At 44.2% G+C, this 26,187-nt stretch carries 32 protein-coding genes; 30 read left to right on the top strand and 2 right to left on the bottom strand.

Going from position 1 to position 26,187, the window contains the following annotated elements:
• The first annotated feature begins 15 nt into the window (after positions 1-15).
• From fliF to ATG70_RS17050, 30 genes are all read left to right on the top strand, one after another.
• Complete coding sequence (gene fliF / locus ATG70_RS17195; protein WP_098445472.1) at positions 16-1,650, top strand: flagellar basal-body MS-ring/collar protein FliF; 1,635 nt, start codon at positions 16-18, stop codon at positions 1,648-1,650.
• Positions 1,651-1,660: 10 nt separating this feature from the next.
• On the top strand, positions 1,661-2,674 hold the full coding sequence (gene fliG / locus ATG70_RS17190) for a flagellar motor switch protein FliG (RefSeq protein WP_098445471.1): 1,014 nt from the start codon (positions 1,661-1,663) through the stop codon (positions 2,672-2,674).
• Positions 2,667-3,470, top strand: a complete 804-nt coding sequence (locus tag ATG70_RS17185; RefSeq protein WP_098445470.1) for a FliH/SctL family protein — start codon at positions 2,667-2,669, stop codon at positions 3,468-3,470. Before fliG ends, ATG70_RS17185 begins: the two co-directional genes overlap by 8 nt.
• Positions 3,454-4,773, top strand: a complete 1,320-nt coding sequence (gene fliI / locus ATG70_RS17180; protein ID WP_098445469.1) for a flagellar protein export ATPase FliI — start codon at positions 3,454-3,456, stop codon at positions 4,771-4,773. Before ATG70_RS17185 ends, fliI begins: the two co-directional genes overlap by 17 nt.
• Positions 4,774-4,814: 41 nt before the next feature.
• Positions 4,815-5,228 (top strand): flagellar export protein FliJ, encoded by a 414-nt coding sequence (locus ATG70_RS17175; RefSeq protein ID WP_098445468.1) that lies wholly within the window; start codon positions 4,815-4,817, stop codon positions 5,226-5,228.
• Positions 5,229-5,242: 14 nt separating this feature from the next.
• On the top strand, positions 5,243-6,100 hold the full coding sequence (locus tag ATG70_RS17170) for a hypothetical protein (protein ID WP_098445467.1): 858 nt from the start codon (positions 5,243-5,245) through the stop codon (positions 6,098-6,100).
• Entirely contained in the window at positions 6,097-7,437 is a 1,341-nt protein-coding gene (locus ATG70_RS17165; RefSeq protein WP_098445466.1) for a flagellar hook-length control protein FliK, read from the top strand. Before ATG70_RS17170 ends, ATG70_RS17165 begins: the two co-directional genes overlap by 4 nt.
• Positions 7,438-7,447: 10 nt before the next feature.
• The gene (gene flgD / locus ATG70_RS17160) at positions 7,448-7,864 is read left to right on the top strand and encodes a flagellar hook assembly protein FlgD (protein ID WP_098445465.1); all 417 of its coding nucleotides are present in this window, start codon (positions 7,448-7,450) and stop codon (positions 7,862-7,864) included.
• Between the two features lies 1 nt (position 7,865).
• The gene (locus ATG70_RS17155; protein ID WP_098445464.1) at positions 7,866-8,228 is read left to right on the top strand and encodes a TIGR02530 family flagellar biosynthesis protein; all 363 of its coding nucleotides are present in this window, start codon (positions 7,866-7,868) and stop codon (positions 8,226-8,228) included.
• 73 nt (positions 8,229-8,301) lie between these two features.
• Complete coding sequence (locus ATG70_RS17150) at positions 8,302-9,066, top strand: flagellar hook-basal body complex protein (RefSeq protein ID WP_098445463.1); 765 nt, start codon at positions 8,302-8,304, stop codon at positions 9,064-9,066.
• Positions 9,067-9,113: 47 nt separating this feature from the next.
• Positions 9,114-9,308, top strand: a complete 195-nt coding sequence (locus ATG70_RS17145; RefSeq protein WP_098445462.1) for a flagellar FlbD family protein — start codon at positions 9,114-9,116, stop codon at positions 9,306-9,308.
• Between the two features lie 19 nt (positions 9,309-9,327).
• A complete protein-coding gene (fliM, locus tag ATG70_RS17140) occupies positions 9,328-10,311 on the top strand; it encodes a flagellar motor switch protein FliM (protein ID WP_098445873.1) in 984 nt (327 codons plus the stop codon).
• The gene (gene fliY, locus ATG70_RS17135; protein WP_098445461.1) at positions 10,301-11,410 is read left to right on the top strand and encodes a flagellar motor switch phosphatase FliY; all 1,110 of its coding nucleotides are present in this window, start codon (positions 10,301-10,303) and stop codon (positions 11,408-11,410) included. Before fliM ends, fliY begins: the two co-directional genes overlap by 11 nt.
• Before the next feature lie 15 nt (positions 11,411-11,425).
• Positions 11,426-12,010 (top strand): flagellar biosynthetic protein FliO, encoded by a 585-nt coding sequence (locus ATG70_RS17130; RefSeq protein WP_098445460.1) that lies wholly within the window; start codon positions 11,426-11,428, stop codon positions 12,008-12,010.
• The gene (gene fliP / locus ATG70_RS17125) at positions 12,010-12,693 is read left to right on the top strand and encodes a flagellar type III secretion system pore protein FliP (RefSeq protein WP_098445459.1); all 684 of its coding nucleotides are present in this window, start codon (positions 12,010-12,012) and stop codon (positions 12,691-12,693) included. Before ATG70_RS17130 ends, fliP begins: the two co-directional genes overlap by 1 nt.
• An 11-nt stretch (positions 12,694-12,704) precedes the next feature.
• Positions 12,705-12,974 carry a flagellar biosynthesis protein FliQ gene (gene fliQ / locus ATG70_RS17120; RefSeq protein WP_098445458.1) on the top strand — a complete coding sequence of 90 codons (270 nt, stop codon included), beginning with the start codon at positions 12,705-12,707 and terminating at the stop codon, positions 12,972-12,974.
• 2 nt (positions 12,975-12,976) lie between these two features.
• Entirely contained in the window at positions 12,977-13,753 is a 777-nt protein-coding gene (gene fliR / locus ATG70_RS17115) for a flagellar biosynthetic protein FliR (protein WP_098445457.1), read from the top strand.
• A gap of 4 nt (positions 13,754-13,757) precedes the next feature.
• Entirely contained in the window at positions 13,758-14,858 is a 1,101-nt protein-coding gene (flhB, locus tag ATG70_RS17110) for a flagellar biosynthesis protein FlhB (protein WP_098445456.1), read from the top strand.
• Between the two features lie 2 nt (positions 14,859-14,860).
• Positions 14,861-16,894 carry a flagellar biosynthesis protein FlhA gene (gene flhA / locus ATG70_RS17105; RefSeq protein ID WP_098445455.1) on the top strand — a complete coding sequence of 678 codons (2,034 nt, stop codon included), beginning with the start codon at positions 14,861-14,863 and terminating at the stop codon, positions 16,892-16,894.
• Positions 16,891-18,024, top strand: a complete 1,134-nt coding sequence (gene flhF, locus ATG70_RS17100; protein ID WP_098445454.1) for a flagellar biosynthesis protein FlhF — start codon at positions 16,891-16,893, stop codon at positions 18,022-18,024. Before flhA ends, flhF begins: the two co-directional genes overlap by 4 nt.
• A 1-nt stretch (position 18,025) precedes the next feature.
• Complete coding sequence (locus tag ATG70_RS17095) at positions 18,026-18,889, top strand: MinD/ParA family protein (protein WP_098445453.1); 864 nt, start codon at positions 18,026-18,028, stop codon at positions 18,887-18,889.
• Between the two features lie 30 nt (positions 18,890-18,919).
• Positions 18,920-19,705, top strand: coding sequence for a FliA/WhiG family RNA polymerase sigma factor (locus ATG70_RS17090; RefSeq protein ID WP_098445452.1), 786 nt, complete (start codon positions 18,920-18,922; stop codon positions 19,703-19,705).
• A gap of 14 nt (positions 19,706-19,719) precedes the next feature.
• Positions 19,720-20,148 (top strand): DUF6115 domain-containing protein, encoded by a 429-nt coding sequence (locus ATG70_RS17085; RefSeq protein WP_098445451.1) that lies wholly within the window; start codon positions 19,720-19,722, stop codon positions 20,146-20,148.
• Positions 20,145-20,582 carry a YaaR family protein gene (locus ATG70_RS17080; protein ID WP_098445450.1) on the top strand — a complete coding sequence of 146 codons (438 nt, stop codon included), beginning with the start codon at positions 20,145-20,147 and terminating at the stop codon, positions 20,580-20,582. The genes ATG70_RS17085 and ATG70_RS17080 overlap by 4 nt, the downstream gene beginning before the upstream one ends.
• A 156-nt stretch (positions 20,583-20,738) precedes the next feature.
• Complete coding sequence (locus tag ATG70_RS17075) at positions 20,739-21,296, top strand: sigma-70 family RNA polymerase sigma factor (protein ID WP_098445449.1); 558 nt, start codon at positions 20,739-20,741, stop codon at positions 21,294-21,296.
• Positions 21,293-21,439 carry a YvrJ family protein gene (locus ATG70_RS17070; protein WP_098445448.1) on the top strand — a complete coding sequence of 49 codons (147 nt, stop codon included), beginning with the start codon at positions 21,293-21,295 and terminating at the stop codon, positions 21,437-21,439. The genes ATG70_RS17075 and ATG70_RS17070 overlap by 4 nt, the downstream gene beginning before the upstream one ends.
• A gap of 2 nt (positions 21,440-21,441) precedes the next feature.
• On the top strand, positions 21,442-21,684 hold the full coding sequence (locus ATG70_RS17065; protein WP_179886314.1) for a helix-turn-helix domain-containing protein: 243 nt from the start codon (positions 21,442-21,444) through the stop codon (positions 21,682-21,684).
• Positions 21,685-21,732: 48 nt separating this feature from the next.
• Positions 21,733-22,437, top strand: coding sequence for an ABC transporter ATP-binding protein (locus ATG70_RS17060; protein WP_098445446.1), 705 nt, complete (start codon positions 21,733-21,735; stop codon positions 22,435-22,437).
• Positions 22,434-23,690 carry an ABC transporter permease gene (locus tag ATG70_RS17055; protein WP_098445445.1) on the top strand — a complete coding sequence of 419 codons (1,257 nt, stop codon included), beginning with the start codon at positions 22,434-22,436 and terminating at the stop codon, positions 23,688-23,690. Before ATG70_RS17060 ends, ATG70_RS17055 begins: the two co-directional genes overlap by 4 nt.
• 82 nt (positions 23,691-23,772) lie before the next feature.
• Entirely contained in the window at positions 23,773-24,141 is a 369-nt protein-coding gene (locus ATG70_RS17050; RefSeq protein WP_098445444.1) for a DUF423 domain-containing protein, read from the top strand.
• Between the two features lie 219 nt (positions 24,142-24,360).
• Here ATG70_RS17050 and gerQ read toward each other — a convergent pair whose 3' ends face one another.
• Both gerQ and hemQ read right to left on the bottom strand, forming a co-directional pair.
• The gene (gerQ, locus tag ATG70_RS17045; RefSeq protein ID WP_098445443.1) at positions 24,361-24,801 is read right to left on the bottom strand and encodes a spore coat protein GerQ; all 441 of its coding nucleotides are present in this window, start codon (positions 24,799-24,801) and stop codon (positions 24,361-24,363) included.
• Between the two features lie 321 nt (positions 24,802-25,122).
• On the bottom strand, positions 25,123-25,869 hold the full coding sequence (gene hemQ / locus ATG70_RS17040) for a hydrogen peroxide-dependent heme synthase (RefSeq protein WP_098445442.1): 747 nt from the start codon (positions 25,867-25,869) through the stop codon (positions 25,123-25,125).
• Positions 25,870-26,187: the final 318 nt, after the last annotated feature.

Here is a 26,187-nt window from a genome sequence, read left to right as displayed (position 1 = left end):
AGGGATGGATAAAAGATGAACCAACAACTACTGAACTTTAAAAGTCGCTGGCAGGAAACGTGGGGAAGTTATTCCACAAAAACGAAATGGCTGATTGGAGGGACATTTCTCGTCACTCTTCTCCTACTTCTATTCCTTGTTTTTTGGATGTCTAAACCTAATTTAACGCCGATTTATTCTAATTTAACGCCGACCGAAGCTGGTGAAATCAAAGGGGCCATCGAGCAGAAGGGGATTCCCGTAGAAGTTTCCACTGACGGAACAACGATCAGTGTGCCGAAGGATCAGGCGTCTGATTTAAAAGTAAGTCTAGCGGCTGAAGGTATTCCAAAAAGCGGTAACGTTAACTACAGCATCTTTAGTGAAAATATGGGCATGGGGATGACAGATCGCCAATTCGATGTTGTAGAGCGAGATGCGATGCAAAATGAATTGAGTTATTTAATTGAGCAAATTGGCGGTATTCAGGAATCAAAAGTGATGATTACCCTACCAGCAGAAAGTGTTTGGCTTGATGAAACAGGTGAAACAGCTTCTGCTTCGATCGTCCTTACGAGGGATCCTGGCGCTCAGCTTGACCAGGGCCAAATTACAGGCCTTTATCATCTTATAAGTAAAAGTGTTCCGAATCTCCCTGTCGAAAACATTGTCATCATGGATCAGAACGGAACTGCTTTTGATTACGGAGAAAGCGGCGGTGTTGATACAACTTTATCCGCTTACCAGCAGCAAGAAGATATTCGTAACGGCATTGAAAAAGACATGCAGCAGGAACTCCAACAAATGCTTGGCATGATTCTCGGTCAGGATAAAGTGGTTGTCTCCGTCATGGCTAGCGTTGATTTTACGAAAGAAAAACGCACCGAAGATCTTGTTGAACCTGTCGATGAAGAAACAGGTGAAGGCATTGATATTAGCGTTGAAAAAATTATGGAATCGTATTCTGGCGATCAAGCAGCTGCTCAGGATGGAACAGGTACAGATGAAGGCGAAATTCCAAACTATAACGCAGATGATCCGGATGCCCAGGGTGACGGTTCTTATGAAAAAGTAGAAGACCGCATCAACCGTGAAGTGAATCGCATTCATAAGGAGATCGAAGAAAGTCCTTATCTCATTGATGATATTACGATAAACGTTGGTGTAGAGCCACCTGTGGCTGATGATATCACGACGTTAACTGCAGCTGATATAGAAGATATTCGCACTGTCCTTAAAAATGTTGTCCGTACCTCGTTAAGTGAAAGTGAAGTTCCGCTTGATGACGCGGCTCTTGAAGAGCGGATCTCGGTATTTGCGAATGAATTTAAGGGACGGGCCGACTATGAAGAGCCAACAGAAGGCATCTTTTCAACGATGATGGATAGCGTTCCGGCCTGGTCACTTTATACCGTTGCAGGTGGAGTAGGGGTTCTTGTTATAGGAGGAATTTTCCTATTATTCCGACGCCGTGGAGGTAAAGATGAAGATGACTTTATGGAGTTTGAAGAATCTTACAGCGTTCCGGAAGACCATTATTTACCGCGTGAAGAGCGTGAAGTCGATCTGACGCCAGAGACACTTGTCGGAAAAGACGAGATTGAAAGTCTTGCAAAAAATGATCCAGAAGAATTTGTGAAACTACTAAGACTATGGATGAAAGAAGAATAGGAGGGGTTGGATGGTGAGCACGACAGAAGAATTAACGGGAACTCAGAAAGCGGCAATCCTTCTTACTTCTTTAGGACCAGACTTATCCGTACAAACCTTTAAACATTTATCGGAAAAAGAAATTGATCAGCTGGCGCTTGGGATCTCAGAACTTCGAAAAGTAGAACCTGATGAGCGTGAAGCCGTTGTAGACGAGTTTATTCAAATGGTTAAAGCGAAAGACTATATCGCAGTCGGTGGCATTGAATATGCACGGCATGTTCTTGAACAGGCTCTTGGGCCGAAGAAGGCAGAAGAGATTTTGACGCGCTTAAAAGCGAACCTAAAAGTAAAACCTTTTGCGTTTGCACGAAAAGCGGATCCCGATCAAATTTTAAATATTTTACAGCAGGAACATCCGCAGACGATTGCGCTTGTTCTTTCCTATCTTGATGCAAAGCAATCGTCTCAAATTCTTTCCTCGCTGCCGCAAGAAAGTCAGGCGGATGTTGCGCGCCGCATCGCACTAATGGATAGCACATCACCAGAAGTCATTAGTCAGCTTGAGACGATTATTGAAGGGAAACTTAACGCAACGGGCTCTCAAGACTACACATTTACTGGTGGAGTGGAAGCGATTGTTCAGGTGTTGAGCAGCGTTGATCGAAGCACAGAACGAACGATTTTAAGTTCACTTGAAAAAGATGATCCAAATCTAGCAGAAGAGATTAAAAAGCGGATGTTTGTATTTGAAGATATCGTGACGCTTGATGATCGCTCGATTCGCCTTGTGATTAGCGAAGTGAAGGATGAAGATCTCTCCATTGCGTTGAAAGTCGCAAGTGACGATGTGAAGGATACGATTTTCAGAAATATGTCCAATCGCCGGGTCGATACGGTAAAAGAAGAGATCGAATTAATGGGGCCTCTTCGACTACGTGAAGTGGAAGAAGCCCAGACGCGGATCGTTTCCGTCATTCGCTACCTTGAAGAAACAGGTGATGTGATGATTGCGCGCGGCGGAGGAGATGATTTGATTGTCTAACGTCATCCGAAAAACCTCTGGCGAAAAGCGAGCCGTTCCAAAGGTGCTTGAACAGAGAACAGTGACAGAACCAAAACGAAGCCGTATTCTTCCGACGAGGACAATGACAATAGAAGAGAAGAAATCTCAGCTTCTTGAAATGATGATTCGTCTTGAAGATCTCTATCACACGATTCGAACGAGGCTTGGAGAAGAAGAAGCGAATGTGCATCACCATCTAGAGAAAAAGCAGCAGGAAAAAGAACTCGAGTGGCAGGAAATGACGAAAAAAACCGTGCGAGAAGCGGAAGAAAGCGGGTATGCGGCTGGATATGAAGCAGGCATGCAGCAAATTCATTTCGAGTTCGATCAGCAAAAGAAAGAGATGGAACAGATGGTGAATGCCGCTTATGACAAAAAAGAAGAATTAATTCAAAGCGCTGAGCCATTTCTTCTCTCACTAAGCACGGCCATTGCGAAAAAAATTATTATGAATGAATTAGAACAACGTCCTGAAGTGCTACTTGGCATTGTTCAGGATACGCTGAAAAAAGTGCAGGATCGTGGTGAAGTCGTTTTTCAAGTGTCGACAGAAGATTACCAACACGTTATGCCGATGGTGGACGAGCTAGAAAAGCAGTTGGATGTTAACGCAAATCTGAAACTCGTTCCGATGATCGATTTAGAAGTTGGGTCTGGTCTCGTACATACGCCAAGTGGGTCGTACGATATTTCAATTAACAGCCAGCTTTCTGAAATGAAAAAGCAGCTACTAGCAATGTTTGAGGAGCGTACGATCGATGAGCATGAACGTTGAACCTTATCTATCACAAATTCAGGCAATCGAAACCGTTCAGAAATATGGAAAAGTAACGCAGGTCATTGGATTGACAATTGAATCGCTTGGACCAGAAGTGAAGATCGGTGAGCTTTGCTACTTGTACCCAGCGCCATTAAAGGAGCCAATCGAGGCGGAAGTAGTCGGCTTTCGTGAAAATCGTGTTCTCCTTATGCCTATGCATGATTTATCGGAGATTGGCCCTGGGTGTCTCGTGGTGGCAACAGGACAGCCTCTTGAAGTGAGGGTCGGCTATTCACTGTTAGGTGCGATTCTTGATGGACGCGGTAGGCCGCTTGATCAAACAGATCTGCCAGGCGGATTAAAGGCCGTTTCCACAAACCGAAAGCCGCCAAATCCGATGACGAGACCGCGGATTACGACGCCTTTTCAACTTGGCGTTCGTGCGATTGATGGTTTGTTAACAGTTGGGCAGGGGCAGCGGATCGGTATTTTTGCGGGAAGCGGTGTTGGAAAAAGTACGTTAATGGGTATGGCAGCACGAAACTCTGAAGCGGATGTAAACGTCATTGCGCTCATCGGTGAGCGTGGACGTGAAGTAAGAGATTTTATTGAACGCGATCTTGGTGAAGAGGGCTTAAAGAAATCCGTTATCGTTGTAGCAACATCGGATCAACCGCCGCTACAGCGGATTAAGGGTAAACTAACGGCAACGTCAATTGCAGAATTTTTCCGGGATCAAGGAAAAAACGTCATGCTGATGATGGACTCAGTGACCCGATTTGCGATGGCACAGCGAGAAGTAGGTCTTGCGATTGGCGAACCGCCGACGAGTAAAGGCTACACGCCAAGCGTCTTTGCTCTGTTGCCAAAATTATTAGAGCGATCAGGGACGGCAGAAACGGGATCGATTACCGCTTTCTACACCGTTCTCGTTGATGGCGATGATATGAATGAGCCAATTGCAGATGCAGTCCGAGGCATTTTGGATGGGCACATCGTTCTGGATCGAAAACTCGCGCAAAAAGGGCAGTATCCAGCTATTAACGTTCCGCAAAGCGTCAGTCGCGTTATGAAAGAAATCGTAACGCCCGCACATATGAAATCAGCAGAAGAGTTTAAGCGGCTACTTGCCGTCTATGTGTCATCGGAAGATTTAATTAACATAGGCGCCTATAAAGCCGGTACAAACAGCAACATCGATAAAGCAATCTCGATTCATCCAGAGATTGAAAAATATATAAAGCAGGGCATTGATGATCAGGCTTCATTTGAAGAAAGTAAGGATCGGCTACTATCTCGATTTGGAAAGGATGACTAACCATCGCAACTTTTCAATTCCCATTTCAACGAATTTTGGATGTGAAAGAAAATGAAAAGTCTCAGGCTCAGCTCGAAATGGCGGAGTCGCTCAAAGTACAGGTTGATCTCGAGCAGGAAGCACATCAACTTGAAGAAGACATTCATTCCAAGCGACTTCGACTTGAACAACGTCAGTTAGAGGGCCTTCCGATCATCGAGCTTTTAAAAGAAGAAGAGCATATGGCTTATCTCGAAAAGCAGCTTGAACAAAAGCGAAAACAGCTGAGTCAGGTCGAACATAAGGTAAACGAACAACAGGATACCCTTGCTTCAAAAGTAAGAGAAGAGAAAACGTGGCAATCGATCAAAGAAACGAGAAAAGAAGAGTTTTATCACGATATGAAAATGATCGAACAAAATGAACTGGACGATTTAAACACTGTACGAGCGTATATGCTGACAAGAAACGGCTAAGAGGAGTGAGAGAGATGCGAAAGCGACAGAAAAGTTCATGGAAAGAACGCATCATTCACGGTTTTCTTTTGCCGCTTGCCTTTATGGCGACCGTACTGCTCGTCGTTCTGCCGTTTCTTGGCTATGATCTGTTCGCAGTGGCAACTTCACTCACAAAAAAGCCGATCGCTTATGTTGAGAACAATTTAACGGCTGAAGCTACTGATCAAAATGAAGAAGAGCTGCTTAAGAAAGAAATCGATGAGAGAGATACCGAAATATCTGGATTAAAAAAGAAGTTGGACGAAAAAGAAATTGAGCTAGGGAAGAAGCAGTCTGAGCTTGAATCGCTATCGGAAGAAATGAAAAGCGAATTAGCCGACAAAGAGGAGCGCGAGAAGAAGCTTCAGCAATTAGCCAATACGTATGAAGGCATGTCAGCTTCAAAGTCAGCTTCGATTATGGAAAATCTCACGTTAAATGAGGCTGCTCTCTTACTCGATGCGATGGGAAGTACAGAGCAAGCGGCAGTGCTCGGTAAAATGAACGCAGCTGTTGCGGCGGATCTTACTATCGCCTTAAGAGATCTTGAAAAAGCAGAAGATCCCGAGATTGCGGCGATGCAAGAAAGAATGACGCTTCTCATGAATGCGATTGACCGTGAAGACAGTTCGCTCTCTACATCAGATGTTGCCAAAGACTTATCCGAAATGCCTGAAGAAGAAGCGGCCGGTATCCTTTCGAAGATGTCTCAATCTGAAGAAGAGAAAGAAGTGGGACTCTCCATTCTTAAAGAACTAGGAGATGACAAGCGTAAGGCTTTACTCGCAGAAATGGAAGAATCGGTTTCATCGAGTTACGTCGCTGATCTAGCGAAGGAGGTGAAAAAGTGAACGCCATCCAGTCACTTGGAAAAAGCGTGATCGTGCAGCCTAAGCCAACAGCCAATTCAACTAACTTTTCAACTTTGTTAAGTGCTTTAGGAGTAAAGGTGAATGAGCAAGAAGCGGGTAAAGATCAAGGAACTGCAGGCGAGAGGGCATTGGAGCAGGGTGATGGAAAAATTCCATACGGTGAAGCTGAACTACCGCTCAATCTTCAGATGATAAATAATGGAGCACATCCGTTAGACATTCAAGGTAGCCAAGCGTCCAGTTCGCCTAAGCTTCAGGGATATCTTGAAAGCAGTGAGAACGTACAAGTAAAAAGTGGAAGCCAGCAAGGGTTCATCCTAACTGTTTTTACGAATCAGAAATTGATGGACATGGAGCAGTTTGGAAATCAACAACCTCTTGAATCAGTAGTTTCCAAGGTAAATGAGTCAAGTTTGCAGTTACAAGGAAAAAATGGCTTAGAAATTTTACCTGAGTTTTCGAAGCAAGAATGGTTGAAGGTGCAAGGTGCAAAAGAAGTTTTAGCTAATCCGAAGCCGCTTGAAGAGGTAAAGATGATTGAAGTTGCGAAAGGGCAAGAGGCAACAAAATCACTCGAGATCATAAAGCAATTGACAGCTGAACAGTCATCACACCAAAAAAATCTTGATGTAACAGTCGATCAAACTCCTCAGCTAGAAAAGCAAGAACCGATTGTGGAGGACGAGCAGCAAAGACCTGTCTTGGAAGAAGGGGAAAAAGCAAGGCCACAAGTTGATCAAACGGAAACTGAGCAACTGGATAACTTGGAACAAACAGCTACTGAAACGTTGGGTGATGACGTTCAATTGGACGAAAAACCAGACGGTCTTCCGCTAGTAAAGCAAAGCGAGACACTTGTTAAAGAAGCACCTGTGCAAGCTCGTTACTTGAACACGGAACTAAGTGAAATGATAACGGAGCGCATGCAACTTTCCAAAAATGGTGATGAAACAAACATCAGAATTAAGCTTTCTCCAGAAAATCTCGGACAGCTTGATATTCGGTTAACAACATCAGATGGGAAAGTGACAGCGCATATCGTGACCGCGACTGCAGGCGCAAAAGAATTGATCGAATCACAGCTTCATCAGCTTCGTCATACGCTCGTTCAGCAGGGCATCCAACTGGATAAAGTGGAAGTCGTTCAGCAGAGTTCGACAGATACGTTCATGCAGGATGGACGGGGAGAGCAGGGGCAGTTTCAGCAAGGAAAGCGGCGGCATGATCGAAAAGGCGAATACGAATTAGAGGACAATCCGCTCGTAACAAACGAAAGAGAAGAAAGCACGTCCGGCGGAATTAACTACGCCATTTAGGAGGGATACCATGAACACAAGCTCCGTCACAGCCACACAAGCTGTTCAAACGCAAAAGACCGAGCTGCCAGGTAAGCTTGGAAAGGATGACTTCTTAAAAATTCTCGTTGCCCAGCTTTCCAATCAGGATCCGATGCAGCCGATGCAGGACGCTGAATTCATTGGACAGATGGCGCAATTTAGTTCACTCGAGCAAATGACAAACATGAATACATCGTTGACCAAATTCGTTGATCGTCAGTTACAAAGCTCGATGACAGATTTCGCTGATTTAATTGGAAAAAGCGTTCAGTGGCAAGAGAATAACGAGGTTAGCTCTGGAAAGGTTCAGGCCGTTTTATACAAAGAAGGCACCGTACTCGCAGAACTTGATAATGGAAAACAAGTAAACGTTTCCCTTTTAGAGCGTATCGAAACGAGGGAATAGCATGGCAAATATTCAAGTCAATCAGGCATATTATCCGAAGCAACCCATTCAATCGGTTAAAAAGCAGGAAGCAAGTTCTTTTGCAGATCAGTTAAAACAAACGATTGAGTCTCACGTTTCATTTAGTCATCATGCTCAAGTTCGACTCGAGCAAAACGGGATTTCGCTTTCAGATCAGCAGCTTCAACAGTTGAATAACGGAGTGGAGAAAGCGCGAGAAAAAGGATCAAAGGAATCGCTCATGCTGATGAAGGATCTCGCATTTGTTGTTAGCGTTAAAAACAACAAAGTCATTACCGCCATGAAGCAGGACAATATGGAAAACCAAATCGTAACGAACATTGATTCAGCACTTATTTTATAGTGGCCGGACCGAGCAGGAGGCCGATTCGCTGTGGACCGATTGAAGCAGCGACACAATTAGAGGGGGAAACAACTTGTTAAATTCAATGTACTCAGGCGTTTCAGGAATGAGAGGCTTTCAAACGAAGCTAGACGTGATTGGGAATAATATCGCCAACGTGAATACAGTAGGTTACCAGAAAAGTAGAGTGCTGTTTGAAGATATGCTTAGTCAAAGCGTAGCTGGAAACTCCGTTAACTCGATGCAAGTCGGGCTTGGTTCTTCTGTTTCTGCTATTAATATGGTCGATAGCCCAGGATCACCGATGACGACAGGTGTTCAAACGGATCTTAGCATTCAAGGGGATGGGTATTTTAGAGTGAAAGCAGGCGCAGATGGCCAAGAATTCCTTGCTCGTTCTGGCTCCTTCCAGTTAAATGCAGCAGGTGAGCTTGTAACAACGCAAGGGTACAATGTATTAGATGAGGATGATCAACCTATCACCGGCATTGGGCAAATTAATAGCATTGATCGAGATGGAAATATTACTTTTACAGATGTTGATGGGACGCCACAGGCTCCTATCAAACTAGGAATAGGTACAGTTACAAACCCAGCAGGACTTAATAAGGTAGGTAACTCTCTTTTTCTAGTTACAGACAAGTCGGGTGAATTAGATACAGAACCAGGCCTTCCAGAAGGATCGCGCGTCGTCGCCGGCCAACTCGAAATGTCCAACGTTGATCTAACCGAAGAATTCACGGAAATGATCGTAGCACAGCGTGGCTTCCAGGCGAACTCAAGAGTGATTACAACGTCAGATGAGATCCTTCAAGAAATCGTCAATTTAAAACGATAGGGGGGAAGGGCTGAGGGGCTATTTTTCCCTCGGCCTGCTCTGTTCATATGATACCGTTAACGAAATTAAATCGAGAAACGATGATGTTGAATGCGATTTATATTGAAACGATTGAATCAACGCCGGATACGATGATTCTATTAACGAATGGAAAACGCTATGTGGTGATGGAATCAATCGATGAAGTGAAACAGCTCGTTACGGAATTTTACCGTAACATTAACGTATTAGAGAAAAAATAGACGAACGGGGGTGACCATGTTGTCTGATATGCTATCGCCAGCAACTGTCGATGCGCTTCTTGCTGCTATTGATGAACCTGGGCAGAAGAAGCCAATGAAAGAACGAAAAGTGCAAACGTACGATTTTAAAAGAGCGCTTCGCTTTTCTCAAGACCACATTCGAATTTTAACGCGTATTCATGAGAACTATGCGCGGCTTATGACGACCTATTCATCCGCTCAGCTTCGGACGATCATTCAAGCCTCCGTTCATTCTGTTGATCAGATGCCATTTGAAGAATTTGTGAAGTCGATCACAGAGAACTCGATTCTTAGTCTCTTTGTTGCTTCACCATTACAAGGACAGATGGTGCTTGAAGTGGCGCCAGAGCTCGCGTATGCGATGCTTGATCGCATGCTTGGAGGTCAAGGTGTTCAACCAGATAAGCTCTCTCATCTAACTGAAATTGAGACGATGGTGATTGAGCGGATTTTTAGTAAAATCCTAGAAAGTTTTCAAGACGCCTGGACGTCCGTTCTTAAGCTGAAAACGGAATTAAAAGAGCTTGAAGTGAACCCGCATTTTCTTCAAATTGTATCACCAAACGAAACGGTCGTAACCGTTACCCTACGTGTAAAAGTAGGAGAAGTGAGTGGCAATATTCGCCTTTGCCTTCCGCACGTCGTTCTTGAACCAATCATGCCAAGACTTTCCGCTCATCACTGGCTTTCCAATCAAAAAAAGGATCGCGAGCCTCAGGAAAGCAAGGAACTTGAGAAGAGACTGAAAAAAACCAATTTAGGCATTGTTGCAGAGCTTGGTCATTCTGAAATAACCATTGAAGAATTTTTGAATTTAGAAGATGGAGACGTCATTCGCTTAAACCAAACGGTGTCTGATCCGCTCATTGTTAAAGTTGATAACCGCGTGAAATTTCATGGACAGCCTGGAACGTCAAAAGGTCGAATGGCTGTACAAATTACTGAAGTGAAGGAAGAGGAGGAAATAGGGCATGACGGATGATCGCCTTTCAAAAGAAGAAATCAATGCGTTATTTCATGAAGCAGCCGCAGGGAAGGAGGAAGACGTCGTATCTTTTCATCAGGTTGAAAAGGAAGCGCTGAGCGAGCTGTTTAGCGTTGCAATTGGCAGTCTTACGACTACACTTTCATCTGTTTTTATGCAAGATGTGTTTGTATCGAATGTCTCGATGGAGATTCTTCCTGAAGATCGTTTTCAAGAAGTGTCTCTCCCTTATGTAGAAGCAGCGATTCGCTATGAGGGAGCAGCGGCTGGAGAAACGATCATGATGGTGAACCCTCCTGATGCTCAGGATATGGCTGATATTTGGCAAGTAGCCAAAGGCGATGAAGGCGATGAAAGTGTGGATAAGAGCTTAACCGCTGTGATGACAGGCATGATGGACAGTATCCATAAGGGGCTGAGCATGGCTTCAGGCTCTTCATTTTCTGGGGCGTTTACAAATCTCCAGGTTGTCTCTGAGTCAGCAAACTCCGTACTTGTCGAAAAAGGAACAGAACCGATTTATGTCGATATTACGTTCGAGCTTTCAATCGGTTCAATAGTACAAACTGTGGTCCACCATGTGGTGCCAGGAAGCGTAGCAAAGCAAATGAGCGAACTGCTCGTCAGTGCGGAAGACCTTCAAGCAGCAGAGCAGCAAGAGACACAGAAGGCAAAGGAGCAGGAGGGCGAATTGCAGCAATCAAAACAGCCTGAAAAGGTTAACGAAGAAAAGGCACCAATTGATTCTTTTGCATCACGCGTGAAAGAACCTGAGCCGAATATCCAAAACGTTCAGTTCACGAATTTCAGCCAAGAAGATCATCCGTACGGTGAGCAACGCAATTTGAATATGTTACTTGATATTCCGCTTCAGGTGACGGTAGAACTAGGCCGAACGAAGCGCATTGTAAAAGACATACTTGAACTTTCCCATGGATCGATTTTAGAGCTAGATAAGCTTGCCGGAGAGCCGGTCGATATTTTAATTAATAGTAAACTCATTGCCAAAGGTGAAGTGGTCGTGATTGATGAAAACTTCGGCGTCAGGGTAACAGACATTTTAAGTGCAGCCGAGCGTTTGTCAAAGCTGCGTTAGAAGGAGTGTTTACAGATGAGACAGCATGTGATTAGCATCATGACACTCCTTTTTTGCCTTGTTATCTTTCTGCCTGACCCTGTTGTAGCAGCTGCTAATAACGGTAGCGTAACAGACTGGCTAAAGGAAGATGGAGACGAGCCTTCTGAACCTCAAGAAGAGCCGGTTGAAGTAGAGGGAGCGAACACGAACATTTTCTTTCTTCTTATTAAGCTCGTTTTCTATACGATCGTCGTCGTTGGGTTGATCTATTTACTTATTCGGTTTCTATCAAAGCGGCAGCAAAAGCTTCAGCATCATTCGGTTTTTACGCCGATTGGGGGAACGCCGCTCGGTAACAATAAATCGGTTCAACTGGTGAAGGTTGGCGATTCGCTCTATATGATTGGCGTAGGCGACAACGTGAATTTACTGAAAGAAATTGAAGATAAGGAAGAAGTAGAGAGCATCTTAGAGCAGGCGGAAGAGCAGAACTCAGGCTTCTCCTTTATGAATCAAAAGCAAACGGGCGTTCAAGAGATGATTCAGGCAAGTTTAAAAAAACAGCGAAACAAACGGAAGAACTATTGGGACGACGGCGATGAAAGGGACGATAAGTAATGGATTTGCTCATAAACTTAACGATTCCTGGCCTTGATTTTGGATCAAACGCCACAGAAGATGTGTCCGTCACCATTCAGCTCGTCCTGCTTTTAACTGTTCTCTCGCTTGCCCCGGCAATTCTGGTGTTGATGACGTGTTTTACGAGAATCGTTGTTGTTCTTTCCTTCGTTCGCTCAGCCCTTGCGACGCAGTCAATGCCACCGAATCAGGTACTCATTGGACTCGCTCTGTTTCTAACCTTTTTCGTTATGTCCCCTGTCCTTTCAGAGATTAATAGTGAGGCGCTACAGCCATATTTAAATGAAGAGATCGGACAGGAAGAAGCGCTCGATGCGGCCGAACTGCCGATCAAAGAGTTTATGGCGGGGCATACGCGCGAAAAAGATCTTGCTCTCTTTTATAAGTACGCAGAGCTAGAGAAGCCGGAATCAGTGGAAGACATTCGCTTAACCGCACTCGTTCCAGCTTTTGCGATTTCAGAACTGAAAACGGCGTTTCAGATTGGATTTATTATTTTTATTCCATTTCTCATTATCGATATGGTTGTAGCCTCAACGCTCATGGCGATGGGGATGATGATGCTACCGCCGGTTATGATTTCTCTTCCGTTTAAAATTCTATTATTTGTGCTTGTCGATGGCTGGTATTTGGTCGTCGAATCACTTCTATTAAGCTTCTAAGGAGGTCGACGATGACGCCAGATATGGTCATTTCACTTGCAGAAGATGCAGTTTATACCGTGATTATTATTTCAGCTCCACTTCTGTTAATCGCTCTTGGTGTGGGGTTAATCGTCAGTGTGTTTCAGGCGATGACGCAAATTCAAGAACAGACGCTAGCGTTTATACCAAAAATCGTTGCCGTACTGTTAACGATTGTTTTGTTTGGACCGTGGATGCTCACAACGCTACTCGATTACACAACGAACTTATACCAAAACTTATACAGGTTTATCGGCTAAAGATGGAAAGTGTCGTTAACGCTCTGCCCTTGTTTTTACTCGTTTTCATGAGGGCAACGTCATTCTTTATTACAGCACCCATTTTCTCAACAAGAAGCGTTCCAAACCGTTTTAAAGTGGGACTTGGGTTTTTTATAGCTTTGATTGTAACAGCCGGCTTAGGAGCAGAAACAGATTTAGCACTTGATCTGACGTTTATCATCTACATTTTAAAAGAGTTATTTATTGGTCTGTCGCTAGGCTTTATTGCTTCCCTCATCCTTTATACAGTGCAAGTTGCAGGGGCCTTCATCGATTTTCAGATGGGCTTTGTCATTGCGAATGTCATTGATCCACAGACGAGAACGCAGGTACCGATTATCGGAAACTTTAAATACATGCTTGCCTTACTCTTTCTCGTATCTGTTGACGGTCATCATATGATGCTTGACGGACTTGTTAGAAGCTATGAGCTTTTACCGGCTAACGCACTCCTTAGTCAGGCGGATAGTCAGCCACTTGCTCGCTTTATCGCTGAAGTATTTTCTGGGATGTTTTTCTCTGCTTTTCAGCTGGCGCTTCCGATCGTTGCCTCTTTATTTCTAGTCGACGTGGCGTTAGGACTACTTGCACGTGCTGTCCCGCAGGTAAACATTTTTGTTGTCGGATTGCCGTTAAAAATCTTTGTCGGCTTCGTCCTTATTCTTGTCACGATTCCAACTTTTTTCTTTTTACTACGAGGGGTGTTTCAAGAGATGCTGGATACGATGGGCCAGCTTATTCAACTATTGGGTGGGTAGTACGATGCGAACATATCGCTTCCAGATGGATCTTCAGTTCTTTTCACAGGAAAAGACGGAGAAAGCAACACCGCAAAAGAAACAGGAATCTCGTAAAAAAGGTCAGGTAGCAAGAAGTGCTGAGATTCCATCCGCATTTATGATGATAGGCGTTTTTTTATTTATGTCGTTCATTGGCGGATGGATGATTGAAAGTCTTCAATCGATGATTCGAGGCAACCTTGTCCAAATCACGAACTGGACGCTCACAGAGCAAAACGTCGATCGCATGTTAAAAGAAAACGTCTGGAAAGCTGCGCTGATTGCAGCACCACTAATGGGGATCTCCCTTATCATGGGCGTGCTAGGAAACTATATGCAGGTTGGTTTTCTCGTTTCTACTGATCCGCTCCAGGCAAAACTTGAGCGGATTGATCCGATAAAAGGAGCGAAGAGGATTTTCTCAGCTCGAACGCTCGTAGAACTTTTAAAATCGTTAATTAAGATTACCTTTATTTCAGCCGTTACGTTTATTGTCCTTTGGAATAAGCGAGATGAAGTGATGCTTATTTCGCAAAAGTCGATTGGGGAAGCCACTGCTCTTGTAGGCTCACTCATCGTCCAAACGGGCTTAGCTGTAGGAATACTCTTATTATTTTTAGCCCTATTAGACTATGTTTATCAGAAATATGACTTTGAAAAAAACATCCGTATGTCAAAACAGGACATTAAAGATGAATATAAAAAGAGCGAGGGTGACCCGCTCATTAAATCAAAGATTAAAGAAAAGCAGCGTGCGCTTGGAATGAACCGCATGATCTCAGAAATTCCAAACGCGGACGTCGTTATCACGAACCCTACGCACTTTGCCGTTGCGCTTCGGTACGATCCGAAAGAAATGGATAAGCCGACAGTCGTCGCGAAAGGGATGGATTACGTGGCGCAAAAGATTAAAGAAAAAGCGAAAGAGCACGAGATTATTACGACGGAAAATGTCCAGCTTGCGCGTGCGCTTTATCATCAGGTGGACATTGGTGATGGTGTACCGGAAGAGCTATTTAAGGCTGTCGCAGAAATACTTGCTTACGTTTATAGCATAAAAGGCTACCCGGGAGGAGGGAACTGACGATGAAAATAAAAGATTATGCCGTGCTCGTATCCGTCATTATGATTGTGATCATGATGGTGATCCCGTTCCCTCCGCTCTTACTCGATTTTCTCATTATGATGAACATTAGCCTAGCGCTCACGATCATCCTTGTTGCGATGAATACGAAAGAAGCGCTCCAGTTCTCGATTTTTCCATCGCTGTTGTTATTAACAACGCTCTTCCGCCTGGGCTTAAACGTCTCGACGACTCGCTCTATTTTAACGAACAAAACAGGTGGACAGGTGATTGAAACGTTTGGTTCCTTTGTTGTTGGCGGAAGTGTTGTCATCGGACTCCTTGTATTCCTGATTCTTGTTATTATTCAATTCATTGTTATTACAAAAGGATCCGAACGAGTGGCTGAAGTAGCTGCTCGATTTACGCTCGACGCGATGCCAGGGAAGCAAATGAGCATTGATGCTGATTTGAACGCAGGTATGATTTCAGATCGCGAGGCGAAAGTAAGCCGAGAAAAAATTGCGCGTGAAGCTGACTTTTATGGGGCGATGGACGGAGCCAGTAAGTTCGTAAAAGGCGATGCGATTGCCGGGATTGTCATTACGTTAATTAATATTATCGGTGGACTTATTATCGGAATGGTCGTTCATGGGATGCCAGTGGGCGATGCCGCAACGACGTTTACGCTTCTCTCGATTGGCGATGGGCTTGTTAGTCAAATTCCTGCGCTGCTCATTTCAACAGCGACGGGAATTGTCGTAACGCGAGCAGCATCAGATGGCAATCTAGGATCTGATATCACCTCGCAAATCTTTGCTTATCCGAAGCTTCTTTACGTTGTTGGAGCGGTTGTGGCGCTCCTAGGCCTTGCGACACCGATTAATCCGCTTCTCACATTTCCAATCGCAGGGCTCCTCGTCTATGGAGGCTGGACGATGCAAAAGAATCTGGATCAAACGAAAGAAGTTGAATTAGCCGCAGGCGACGAAGAAGTCGAAGAAATGAAAAAGCCAGAAAGCGTGACGAGTCTTCTTCAAGTCGATCCAATTGAGTTTGAGTTTGGCTATGGGCTTATTCCACTAGCCGATCAAAAACAGGGCGGTGATCTTCTCGATCGCGTCATCATGATTCGCAGGCAAATCGCCCTTGAATTCGGGATTGTCGTGCCTGTTATTCGAATTCGTGACAACATCCAGCTCGAACCGAACGAGTACGTGATCAAAATAAAAGGAAACCGCGTAGCTGGTGGAGAGGTTCGGCTGGATCAATACCTTGCGATGAGTAGCGGTTTAGAAGATGAAACCATTACAGGGATTGAAACGGTAGAACCCGCTTTCGGATTGCCAGCTCTATGGGTAACGGAAGAAATGAAAGATCGCGCCGAGCTATCGGGCTACACGATTGTTGATCCACCGTCAGTTGTTTCCACCCACTTAACAGAAGTAATTAAGCGCCATGCGCATGAGTTGTTAAGTCGTCAGGAAGTGAAGCACTTGCTCGATAACGTCAGAGAATCCTCTCCAGCTGTTCTAGAAGAACTGATTCCGAATATCCTAACAATCGGTGATGTGCAGAAAGTGCTAATGAGGCTGTTGAAAGAGAAAGTCTCGATTCGATCTTTGGATATGATTCTTGAATCGTTAGCCGATAACGGCGTGCGTACGAAAGATACTGATGTATTAGCGGAATATGTGCGTCAGTCATTATCTCGCCAGATCACGTCACAAGTAGCGATACCTGGTGAGCCTGTGAAAGTCTTAACAGCAGGGGCGCGACTTGAAAAGCGCTTCGCGGAATCGGTTCAGCAATCGGATCAGGGAAGTTACTTAGCGCTTGATCCTGAAACATCGCAAACCATTTATCAGGAAGTACTGCAGCAGGTAAGCCGCCTTCAGCAGTCAGGCATTCAGCCAATCCTATTAACGTCACCTGCGATCCGCATGTATTTACGCCAATTTCTAGAGCGCTATATGCCTGAGCTCACGATTCTTTCCTATAGCGAGCTAGAGCCTGATGTTGAAGTCCAAAGTGTAGGAGTGATTAATCTACCATGAAGATCAAACGCTATGTTGTCATCCACCTTCGTGAAGCGATGCCCCTTATTAGGCAGGATCTCGGCCAAAATGCTGTTATTTTAAATACGAAAAAAGTAAAAGTAGGCGGGATTTTCGGATTATTTCAGAAACAGCGCCTTGAAGTGCTCGCTGCTCTTGATGAGGAAAAAGTAGCGAAAGAAGAGACAGAGTTTGCGACGCTACTGCAGTCAGAAAAAAAGCGTCGGGAAGAGGCGCCTGAACGAGTAGAAGAGCAGGGGCTGGACAAACAGCCAGAAGCTGAGACTCAGGTGCTTGGTGAGCTAAAATCGATGAAAGAAATCATGATGCAAATGATGGAGAATGAGCGTTTGCCGAAACAGTTAAAGCCGGTACAAGCCTTTTTAGAAGCACACGAATTCTCGCAGGCAATTCGCTCAGGTGTCATGGCGGAACTACTGATTAAATCAAAATCTTATCCAAGTTATACAAAAGAAGATGCTTTTACATGGATGAGACAGGAATTTGCGAAACGAATAAAGAATTATCCTAGTATAAGAAGTGAACCGAAGAAAATACGGTGCTTCGTTGGTCCAACAGGAGTGGGGAAAACAACGACAATTGCAAAAATAGCCGGGCATTTATTATTGAAAGAGCGTCAATCCGTTGGCCTTATTACGTCAGATACGTACCGGATTGCCGCAGTCGAACAGCTTCGAACGTATGCCGATATCTTAGGAATACCGATGGAAGTTGTCCAGTCTCCTGCCGATTTAGAACAGTCACTTGAACGCCTTTCCACTTGCGACGTCATTCTTATGGACACGGCGGGACGGAATTATCAGCAGTATGGCTATATTACACAGCTAGAAACGCTTTTATCCGGTCAGGAACTGTCGATTACGCTCATGTTAAGCCTTACCCATCGTTATTCTGATATGAGTTTGATTGCCGATAATTTTCAGTCGCTCGGGGTATCGGAAGTGATGATGACGAAGATGGATGAAACGACAGTTCGAGGACCAATTTTTAATTTTATGGAAGATTACAACCTTCCGATTACGGTCCTAACAACTGGGCAGAACGTACCCGATGATCTCGTGAAAACGACACCAGAGTTCCTCCTTGATCTGGTGATGGGGGGACGATGAGATGGCTGATCAAGCGAATCAATTACGTCAAGAAGTGAAACGTCGCCTTCATTCTGGTTCAAGTAATCGAAATACAAAAGTGATCGCTGTAACAAGTGGAAAAGGCGGCGTTGGAAAGTCGAATGTATCGCTTAATTTTGCTCTTAGTCTTGTTGCGTTAAATAAAAAAGTAGTGATTTTTGATTTAGATGTCGGTATGGCAAACCTTGATGTGCTGATGGGGGTTACGCCGAAAGAAACCATTATGACGATGCTCGAGAAGCAGCTACCACTTGAAGCCGTCGTTGAAACTGGGATAAATGGTCTTCAATATTTAGCAGGTGGTCATGGAATCGGAAAAATTCTTACGTTAGACGGCCAGCAATTAAATCATTTTTTTAAAGAAGTGGGTTCGCTTCAAGGCAAAGTGGACTACATTATTCTCGATACAGGCGCGGGGCTCACTTATGAAGGGATGCGGTTTCTTCAAGCGGCTGATGATGTTTTTCTTGTCATTAATCCTGAGCCACCTTCGATTACAGATGGGTATAGCGTTCTAAAAGCGCTCAATGAAAAAAATAAACAAGCTTCTGTCAAACTGATCGTGAATCGATCCCTTACGAAGGAAGAGGGTGAACGTACGTCCCTTAATTTCCAAAAAGCCTCTGTTCAGTTTTTAAATAAGTCGATTGATTTACTTGGGGCGATTCCAGATGATCCTTTTGTGCGTAAAGCGGTTATCGCACAGTCACCCTATTTACTTGAATATCCAAATTCGAAAGCGGCAAAGGCAATAGACGAATTGGTTCGATCGTATTTAAACCTTCCTTCTGTTTATAAGCTTGGCGTGAAAGGGTTTTTAACGAAGATACTGTTTCATAAATAAGCAGGAAGAATTTTTCAGGTGGTGAACTTCATGAAATCCAAAATGGATAAACAGACAACCGAATATTGGAGAGCGTGGAAAGAGGAGAAACAGGAAGAGGCAGGGAACCATCTTATTTCGCTTTATCGTCCGCTTGTTGATTTCGCTGTGCAACGATATGCGGCCGCTCTCCCATCTACCGTTCAGCGTGATGACCTTACGAGTTTCGCCTATCAGGGGCTTCTTGATGCACTTGAAAAGTTCGAGCCAGAACGTGATTTGAAATTTGAAACATACGCCGGCTGGCGGATTAAAGGCGCGATCATTGATGGCCTTCGTCACAATGATTGGGTGCCACGCTCCGTACGTGACAAGGCGCGTAAAATCGAAGAAGCTTATGCAGTTTTAGAACAGCGAAATCAAACATCCAGTACTGACCATGATGTGGCCGAGTTCCTTGGTATGACAGTTGAAGAAGTGCAGCGCGTGATTCAAGATGCATCATTATCGACAATGGTATCGGTCGATGAGCCTGTACAAGAGGATGAACAGCAAAAAATCGAACGGTATAGCGTGATTGAAAACGAGCATGCCGATTTACCAGAAAAACATCTACACAATCATTTTATTAAAGAACTATTAGCTGAAACGATTGACCGCTTACCTGACAAGGAAAAGCTTGTCGTCTCGCTCGTTTATTTTGAAGAATTGACGCTTACTGAGATTGCAAGAATTCTAGGATTATCAACAAGTCGAATTTCCCAGCTACACTCGAGAGCGCTCCTTCGGATGAAGGGTGTCCTCCGCGCTAACAAAGAACATGTTCAATCAATGTAATCGGAGTGATCCTTATGTATCCATTCATTTTTATTAGCATTGCGCTTCATCTTGTGAGCTTTCTATGTATCGTGCTTCTTTTTCTAAAGCAAACGAAGGGAGCGGGACGAGAAGAGATCGCGGCCAGTATGGAAGTCTATATCGAACAGCTTGAGGAAGAGAATGACCGTCTCTTAAACGAAGTGAAATCCTACGTCGATAAACGCGAAAACCAGCTGGATACGCGCCTTCGCGTTTTAGAGCAGGCTCGTGCTCCTCAAGTCGAGGAGGCAACGAAACCGGTTATTGTTCAGCATCCTTCCGCTCATAATGAACGAAACCAAAAAGCCGTTCAGCTTCACCAGCAGGGCTTTTCGGTAGCGGACATTGCGCGGATATTAAACTGCGGGATCGGAGAAGTAGAGCTGATCGTCAATTTACATGGAAGGTCTGAACAGCGATGAAAATTCAGCAGCATGGTAAACCATCAGTTGATCCTTTAAAGCTAGATTTGCCAAAAGGAAACAAGCAGGTTGCGTTTCAGTCTGTGATTCAGGAGGCGTCTAAAGAGCTGAAAGGGGCTGAACTTCAGCGTCTTCTGCAACAAATTGACCGTCAGGGTGAGCTACTTGGAAAGGAACGAACGTTTCAGAACTTATCTGCCTACAAGAGGATGGTAAAACAGTTTCTTGAAGAAGCGGTTAGCCAGGGCCTTACGCTTTCCGAGAAAAAGAGCATGGATCACTATGGAAGAAGTCGTACGTATAAGCTTGTGGAAACGGTAGAGAACAAGCTCATTGAAATTCAGGAAGAGATGCGAGACAAAGAGAGGAATGGGATGTCCTTATTATCGCTAGTTGGTGAAATAAAAGGCCTGCTTGTTGATCTTTCTCTCTAGTTCGATCGACCTATGTTAAATAGGCAGTATTGACTCATGGTTATTTGCATGAGTTTTTTCTATAATTAAAATAAGAACATACGTTCGAAATAATGGTTGTGATTTTTATCTTTCAGCATACTTTCATTCCTACAGACAGAGAAAGGAGAGGTGAGGATGAAGAATGAATGGCGTTTAGATAAAGTGATGGAGGAGTTAAAGGGAAATCTCTTGTTTCAGTCGTTTATTCAAGAAGAAGCGCATTGGACAAGTTTTATGGAGGCTTATGAATCGCAGGATCGTGAAGCGTTAAACAGGCTCAATTCTCTTTTTCATAAGTATTACACTGAAATCCGATTTATCGCTTATGTGACGAAGCTCATTCGTTACACGGCCATTAACTTTGATCGAAAGCGTAGACTTGGGCATCTTCGTTTTCCTCTCACACTTGATCAGCCTGTAGGAGCCTCAGATGCTGCCTGGATTGATTTAATTGAAAGCTCGACAAGTGATGGAGAACGAGCGTTTGAAGAGAGTATACAGCAGAAATCCCTTTATCTTGCTTTTAGCAGGTTAACTTCAAAGCAGAAAGAGGTTCTAGACCTTTTTTATCGCTTCGAGCTATCTGATACGGAGATTGCTAGAACGGCTGGTATTTCACAGCAAGCCGTGAGCAGAAGGCGTAAACGAGCCCTTGAGAAGTTAAAGGCTGCAGGAAAGGAGGGGAGTTCATGAGCATCACAACAGTGATTAACGCGATTATCGGTGATTTAGGATTTCCGATTGTCGTCTCTCTTTATTTGCTCGTTCGACTTGAAAAGAAAATTGATGATCTCACGAATGCAGTGGAGGATAAGGAAACAAACAAGAAGGGATGACTATGGAGAAAAGATTATATACGCTTTTACAGCAGGCAAAGAATGAAGACAAAGAGGGACTGAGTGGAATCCTCAATCAGTTTGAGAAAAAAATCGAAGCAGAGCTCAGGCAAACGTCCCCTCAAAATAGGGATGATTTACGACAGGAATTAGTGATAAAGGTTATGGAAGCTGTTGAAAAATACAGTGTGGAGGATGTGCCGAACTTTGAACAGTTTATTGAAGCTCAAAAAGGTAATAAATAGGAAACTTTTACCCATTTTAGCTCGTATAAAAGGGTAGAGGTGAAGGTGATGTTGAAGGTTGCGATTGAGGAAGCAGGTTACGAAAAAAGAGAGAGTAAAATACGAGAGATTGCATTCGAAGTAAAGAGTGGTGAGCTGCTCGGGTTATTAGGGTCAAACGGAGCGGGGAAAAGTACAACGATTAAGACGATTCTAGGGCTGTTAAAAGAGTGGAAAGGAAGCGTTACGTTTGAAAATGGGACGCGCTATGCTTACGTGCCAGAGCAGCCCGTTTTCTATGATAGCTTAACGTTTTGGGAGCATTTAGAGCTTGCGGCAGCGGCTACGTCGCTAGCTGATGAGGATTGGCAGGAGCGTGCCAAGGACTTGATCCGTTATTTTCAGCTTGAGAACGTGATGCATCATCTTCCATCAAGCTTTTCAAAAGGAATGAGACAAAAGGTGATGCTGATTACCGCTTTTATGCTGCAACCTGACGTCTATATTATTGATGAACCGTTTCTAGGGCTTGATCCGCGCGCGACTAAGGATTTTTTAAAGCTGATTGAAAAAGAAAGAGCGCGAGGTGCGGCAATCTTAATGTGTACGCATGTGTTAGATACGGCGGAGCGGGTATGTGATCGCTTTGTTTTACTGTCGAACGGAACGCTTCTTGCAAAAGGGTCGCTTCAGGTAATGCGTGAGCAATCTGGCTTAGAGATCGACAGTTCGCTTCTTGATTGTGTTGATACGTTAATGGAGCAACGAATATGACATCCTTTCAACTTTTACGACAGCGAGTAAGTGACGATCGTCGTTATAAAATTCGTGATCTAAAGGCTGCGCTTGATTGGACGGTTTGGCTCTATATTCTGATTCCAGCGCTCGTGATCGGTGTTGCTTATTACCGCTCCTGGTGGCTGGTGGCACCAGACTGGCTCGCAGTAATTCCTGAGCAAGCGGCTGTCTTTCCACTGTTTTTAATCGCAACGACCTGGTCATTACGGATTTATACAGAAGAAGCGGATCAGGTGTATTTGTTGCAAAACGCAGTCCTTAGTAAAGGACTGAAGAAGTGGGGGATGGGGCATTCGCTTTTGAAAGGAATGCTCGTATCGTCTCTTGGAATTGGTGTTGCTCTGCCGTTACTCATAACAGGATGGGGCTGGAGTATAGAGCGAGTGGCTGTTACAGGGCTATTTCTACTTTTAATAAGTTGGAATGCGAAAACGTGTCGGTATTTTATTGATCTGTTCGTGCCTTCTATTTGGGTGAAGTGGATCCCGGTTGGATTTGTGAACCTGCTTTCAATTACGATGTTGCTTATCGCAAGCCAAGTTGGTTGGCGGTACGAATGGGCAATTGTTGCCGGGAGCGGGAGTTTACTTCTTCTATTGTTTTTTCAGCTGCGTGCACGTGTGAAAATAAGAGGAACTTTTTTTCACGATGCCGTTATCGAGCGGGGGCATAAGCAAAGTGTAACGAAATTTTTGATGGGACGTGTTGGGGTAGCACCGGCGACTCTGATTGTTCGAAAACAGCCTTTTCTTTTTCGAGGATCAAGAAGAATACGAAAAAAACATTCTCCTGAGGCAAGGATGGTTGATCTATACACGAAATGGTTGCTTCGATCGGTTGGGAAAATGCAATTTTATTTCCAAGTGGTTGGATGGGGAACGGCAGCGATCATTCTGTTGCCGCTTGTTGTGAAAGTAGTGGTGCTCCTTTTTGCTTTATATGCGCTGATCGGTCTATCGAGTGCGGACTGGCGTGAGTTCTCAGAAGGTAGCTATAGTCAGTTATTTCAGTGGGAGACGTCGCTACGTGAGGAAGCCGGGAAACAAGCTTACAAGCTCATTTCAATGCCAGGTTTTCTCTTGCTTTGTTTGGTAACAGGTTTTTCGTTTCCTGGATGGATGGGGCTAATCCTATTTCCGCTAGGCGGTTGGTTTGTTTTTAAAGAGAGTGTGCAAATTGTGCACCGAAGTATGCAAACAGGTAAGTGGCAAGATTCGAAAGGTATATGAACAATTTCAGAATTCGTTGCTTCATTCAAGCGCTTTCCGCTATGATGGGAGAGAAGATTCGGACGAAGGAGCGGATAATGAGATGAAGCTATTTTTAATTATTGGTGCGATTAATGCGGCTATTGCGGTTGGACTTGGCGCATTTGGCGCACATGGATTAGAAGGACGACTATCAGAGAAAATGCTAGAAACGTTCAAAACAGGTGTCCAATATCATATGTATCACGCGCTTGGGTTAGTTGGAGTAGCTATTGCGGCAGATAAGCTCCAATCTGCAGGATTGATGCAATGGGCGGGCTGGCTGATGTTTGCTGGAATCGTGCTGTTTTCCGGCAGCTTGTATGTACTTAGCCTGAGCGGAATTAAGATTCTTGGTGCGATTACGCCGCTTGGTGGCGTTGCGTTTATTACAGCGTGGATTTTGGTTGTGGTTGCGGCGTTTAAGGCGTAGCGTGGTTTTGTGCGTTGCTCGTGATTCGCGGGTTGCGGGTGCCTGTCACCCCCCGTTATATGTCGAAAGTTGGCGGATGGTTGCGGTTTTTTGGCTAATTTCTCAGGATATTGGCCAAAGCGGGATTATATTGGCCAAACTCACAATATATTGGCCAAGTTTCATTTTTATTGGCCAAAACAGAAAGCTGCCGGAATCCCGGCAGCTTTTTCATATCCGCTAACGCGGAGTATATTGCGTTGTTTGTTGAAGAGGGTAGTTATACTCGAGCTCTTCATCAAATGTAATATAGTCTAAATAAACCATGAGTAAAATATAACGTTTGCCTGTTTGGGGATCAGAAAGAATGATATGATCTCTTCCCGCTGCTTCGACAACCCCTTTGAACACTTTCGAGTTCCATTTCTCGCTGTTTTCGAACGTCATGTAAACGGTGGCGATTTTCCCTAAATTCAAGCGCAGGATGTTTTCGATGTAAGATTGCTCTACGGCAAGTTGTGCAGGAAAGCCTACGCCCATGGATGCTCCTTGAACTTGCTGTCCTTGACCAGGGAAGCCTGAAGGAAACTGTGCCATTTGCCCGCCTTGCGGTTGCTGCGGCATTTGCCCATAGCCACCCATGTTTTGTGACTGTGGGGTTTTCCAGTATTGATTATTCATCATAACCCTCCTTAAAGCGTTCTCTTACAAACTGTTGTAAACTCCCGCACATTTGCTTACGGTTGGCTTAGTAAAGCCGTGTGACTTTTAAAGCGTCCCTCATTCCACTGGTTAAACCGCTAGGCGCCACCAGAGTTAAAGAACCAGAGCGAATAGCTAGCAAATTGATGCTTTTGGCACGCAAATAAGAAAGGATAATGCCATGGCTCTACGTAACTCATTGTATGTACGAAATGAAAGAATATGCCTATGAGGAAAATCGCTCAGAGAAACAAAAAAGCTCTCCTGAACACAAAAAAAGTGTTAGAAGAGCTTTCAAGATTATACGTATAAGAATTGTGGAAGGCGTTCTTTTGGAAGGTGAGTTCCAACGTAGAAGCTACCAAATTCGCCATAACGGGCACTAACTTCATCGAAGCGCATTTCATAGACAAGCTTTTTAAACTGAAGCACGTCGTCTGCGAAAAGCGTAACGCCCCATTCCCAGTCATCAAAACCAACAGATCCTGTGATGATCTGCTTTACTTTGCCTGCATAGCTACGTCCGATCAGTCCGTGACTACGCATCATTTCACGACGCTCGTCCATTGAAAGCATGTACCAGTTGTCGTTTCCTTCGCGCTTTTTGTTCATTGGGTAGAAGCATACGTAAGGAGCTTCTGCTAATTCTGGCTTCAAACGAGCCTGAATGCGCGGATCATTATCAGGGTCGCTATCTTTTCCAGCCATATAGTTACTAAGCTCAACGACAGATACGTATGAGTATTCTTTCACCGTATATTCAGCTAATGTTGTTTTGTTAAAAGCATTTTCAATTTCATTTAACTCTTCCATAGTTGGGCGGAGGAGCATCAACATAAAGTCCGCTTTCTGACCAATGATGGAATAAAGCGTATGACTTCCTTGTTTATGGCCTGCTGTGACTTCCCATTTTTCAAGGAACGTTAGAAATTCATTCATCGCAAGATCACGTTCTTCGCTTGAAAGCTGTTTCCATGCTGTCCAGTTCATGGTACGGAAATCATGAAGGCAATACCAGCCATCGAGAGTAACTGCTGCTTGATTCATATCTGATTCACTCCTTATCTTTTATCACACCAATAAGGCAGGTTACGTTTATACAGCAACTGCTCCTAAAGGTCCGATTGGTTCAACTAACCATCAGAGCAAATCAAACAATGCCCACTCTGATGAAAGTTTCCCTATATCCAATACCTACTATACCAATACTTGTCCCTCTTTAAAAGCGATTGAGAGTGACGATTGGATGAAAAAAGATACTCAGAAATCAGATGGAAAACCGGTACCAATGTTTAAATACGATCGCATTAGCTTATAGTTAGAAGAGTATCAAGAATGAAAGCTACTAAATTCCCTTTGAATTCG

The organism is Bacillus sp. es.036 (assembly GCF_002563635.1).
In the GTDB taxonomy this organism is placed as follows: Bacteria; Bacillota; Bacilli; order Bacillales; family Guptibacillaceae; genus Guptibacillus.
This window is presented reverse-complemented; position numbering and strand designations above follow the sequence as displayed.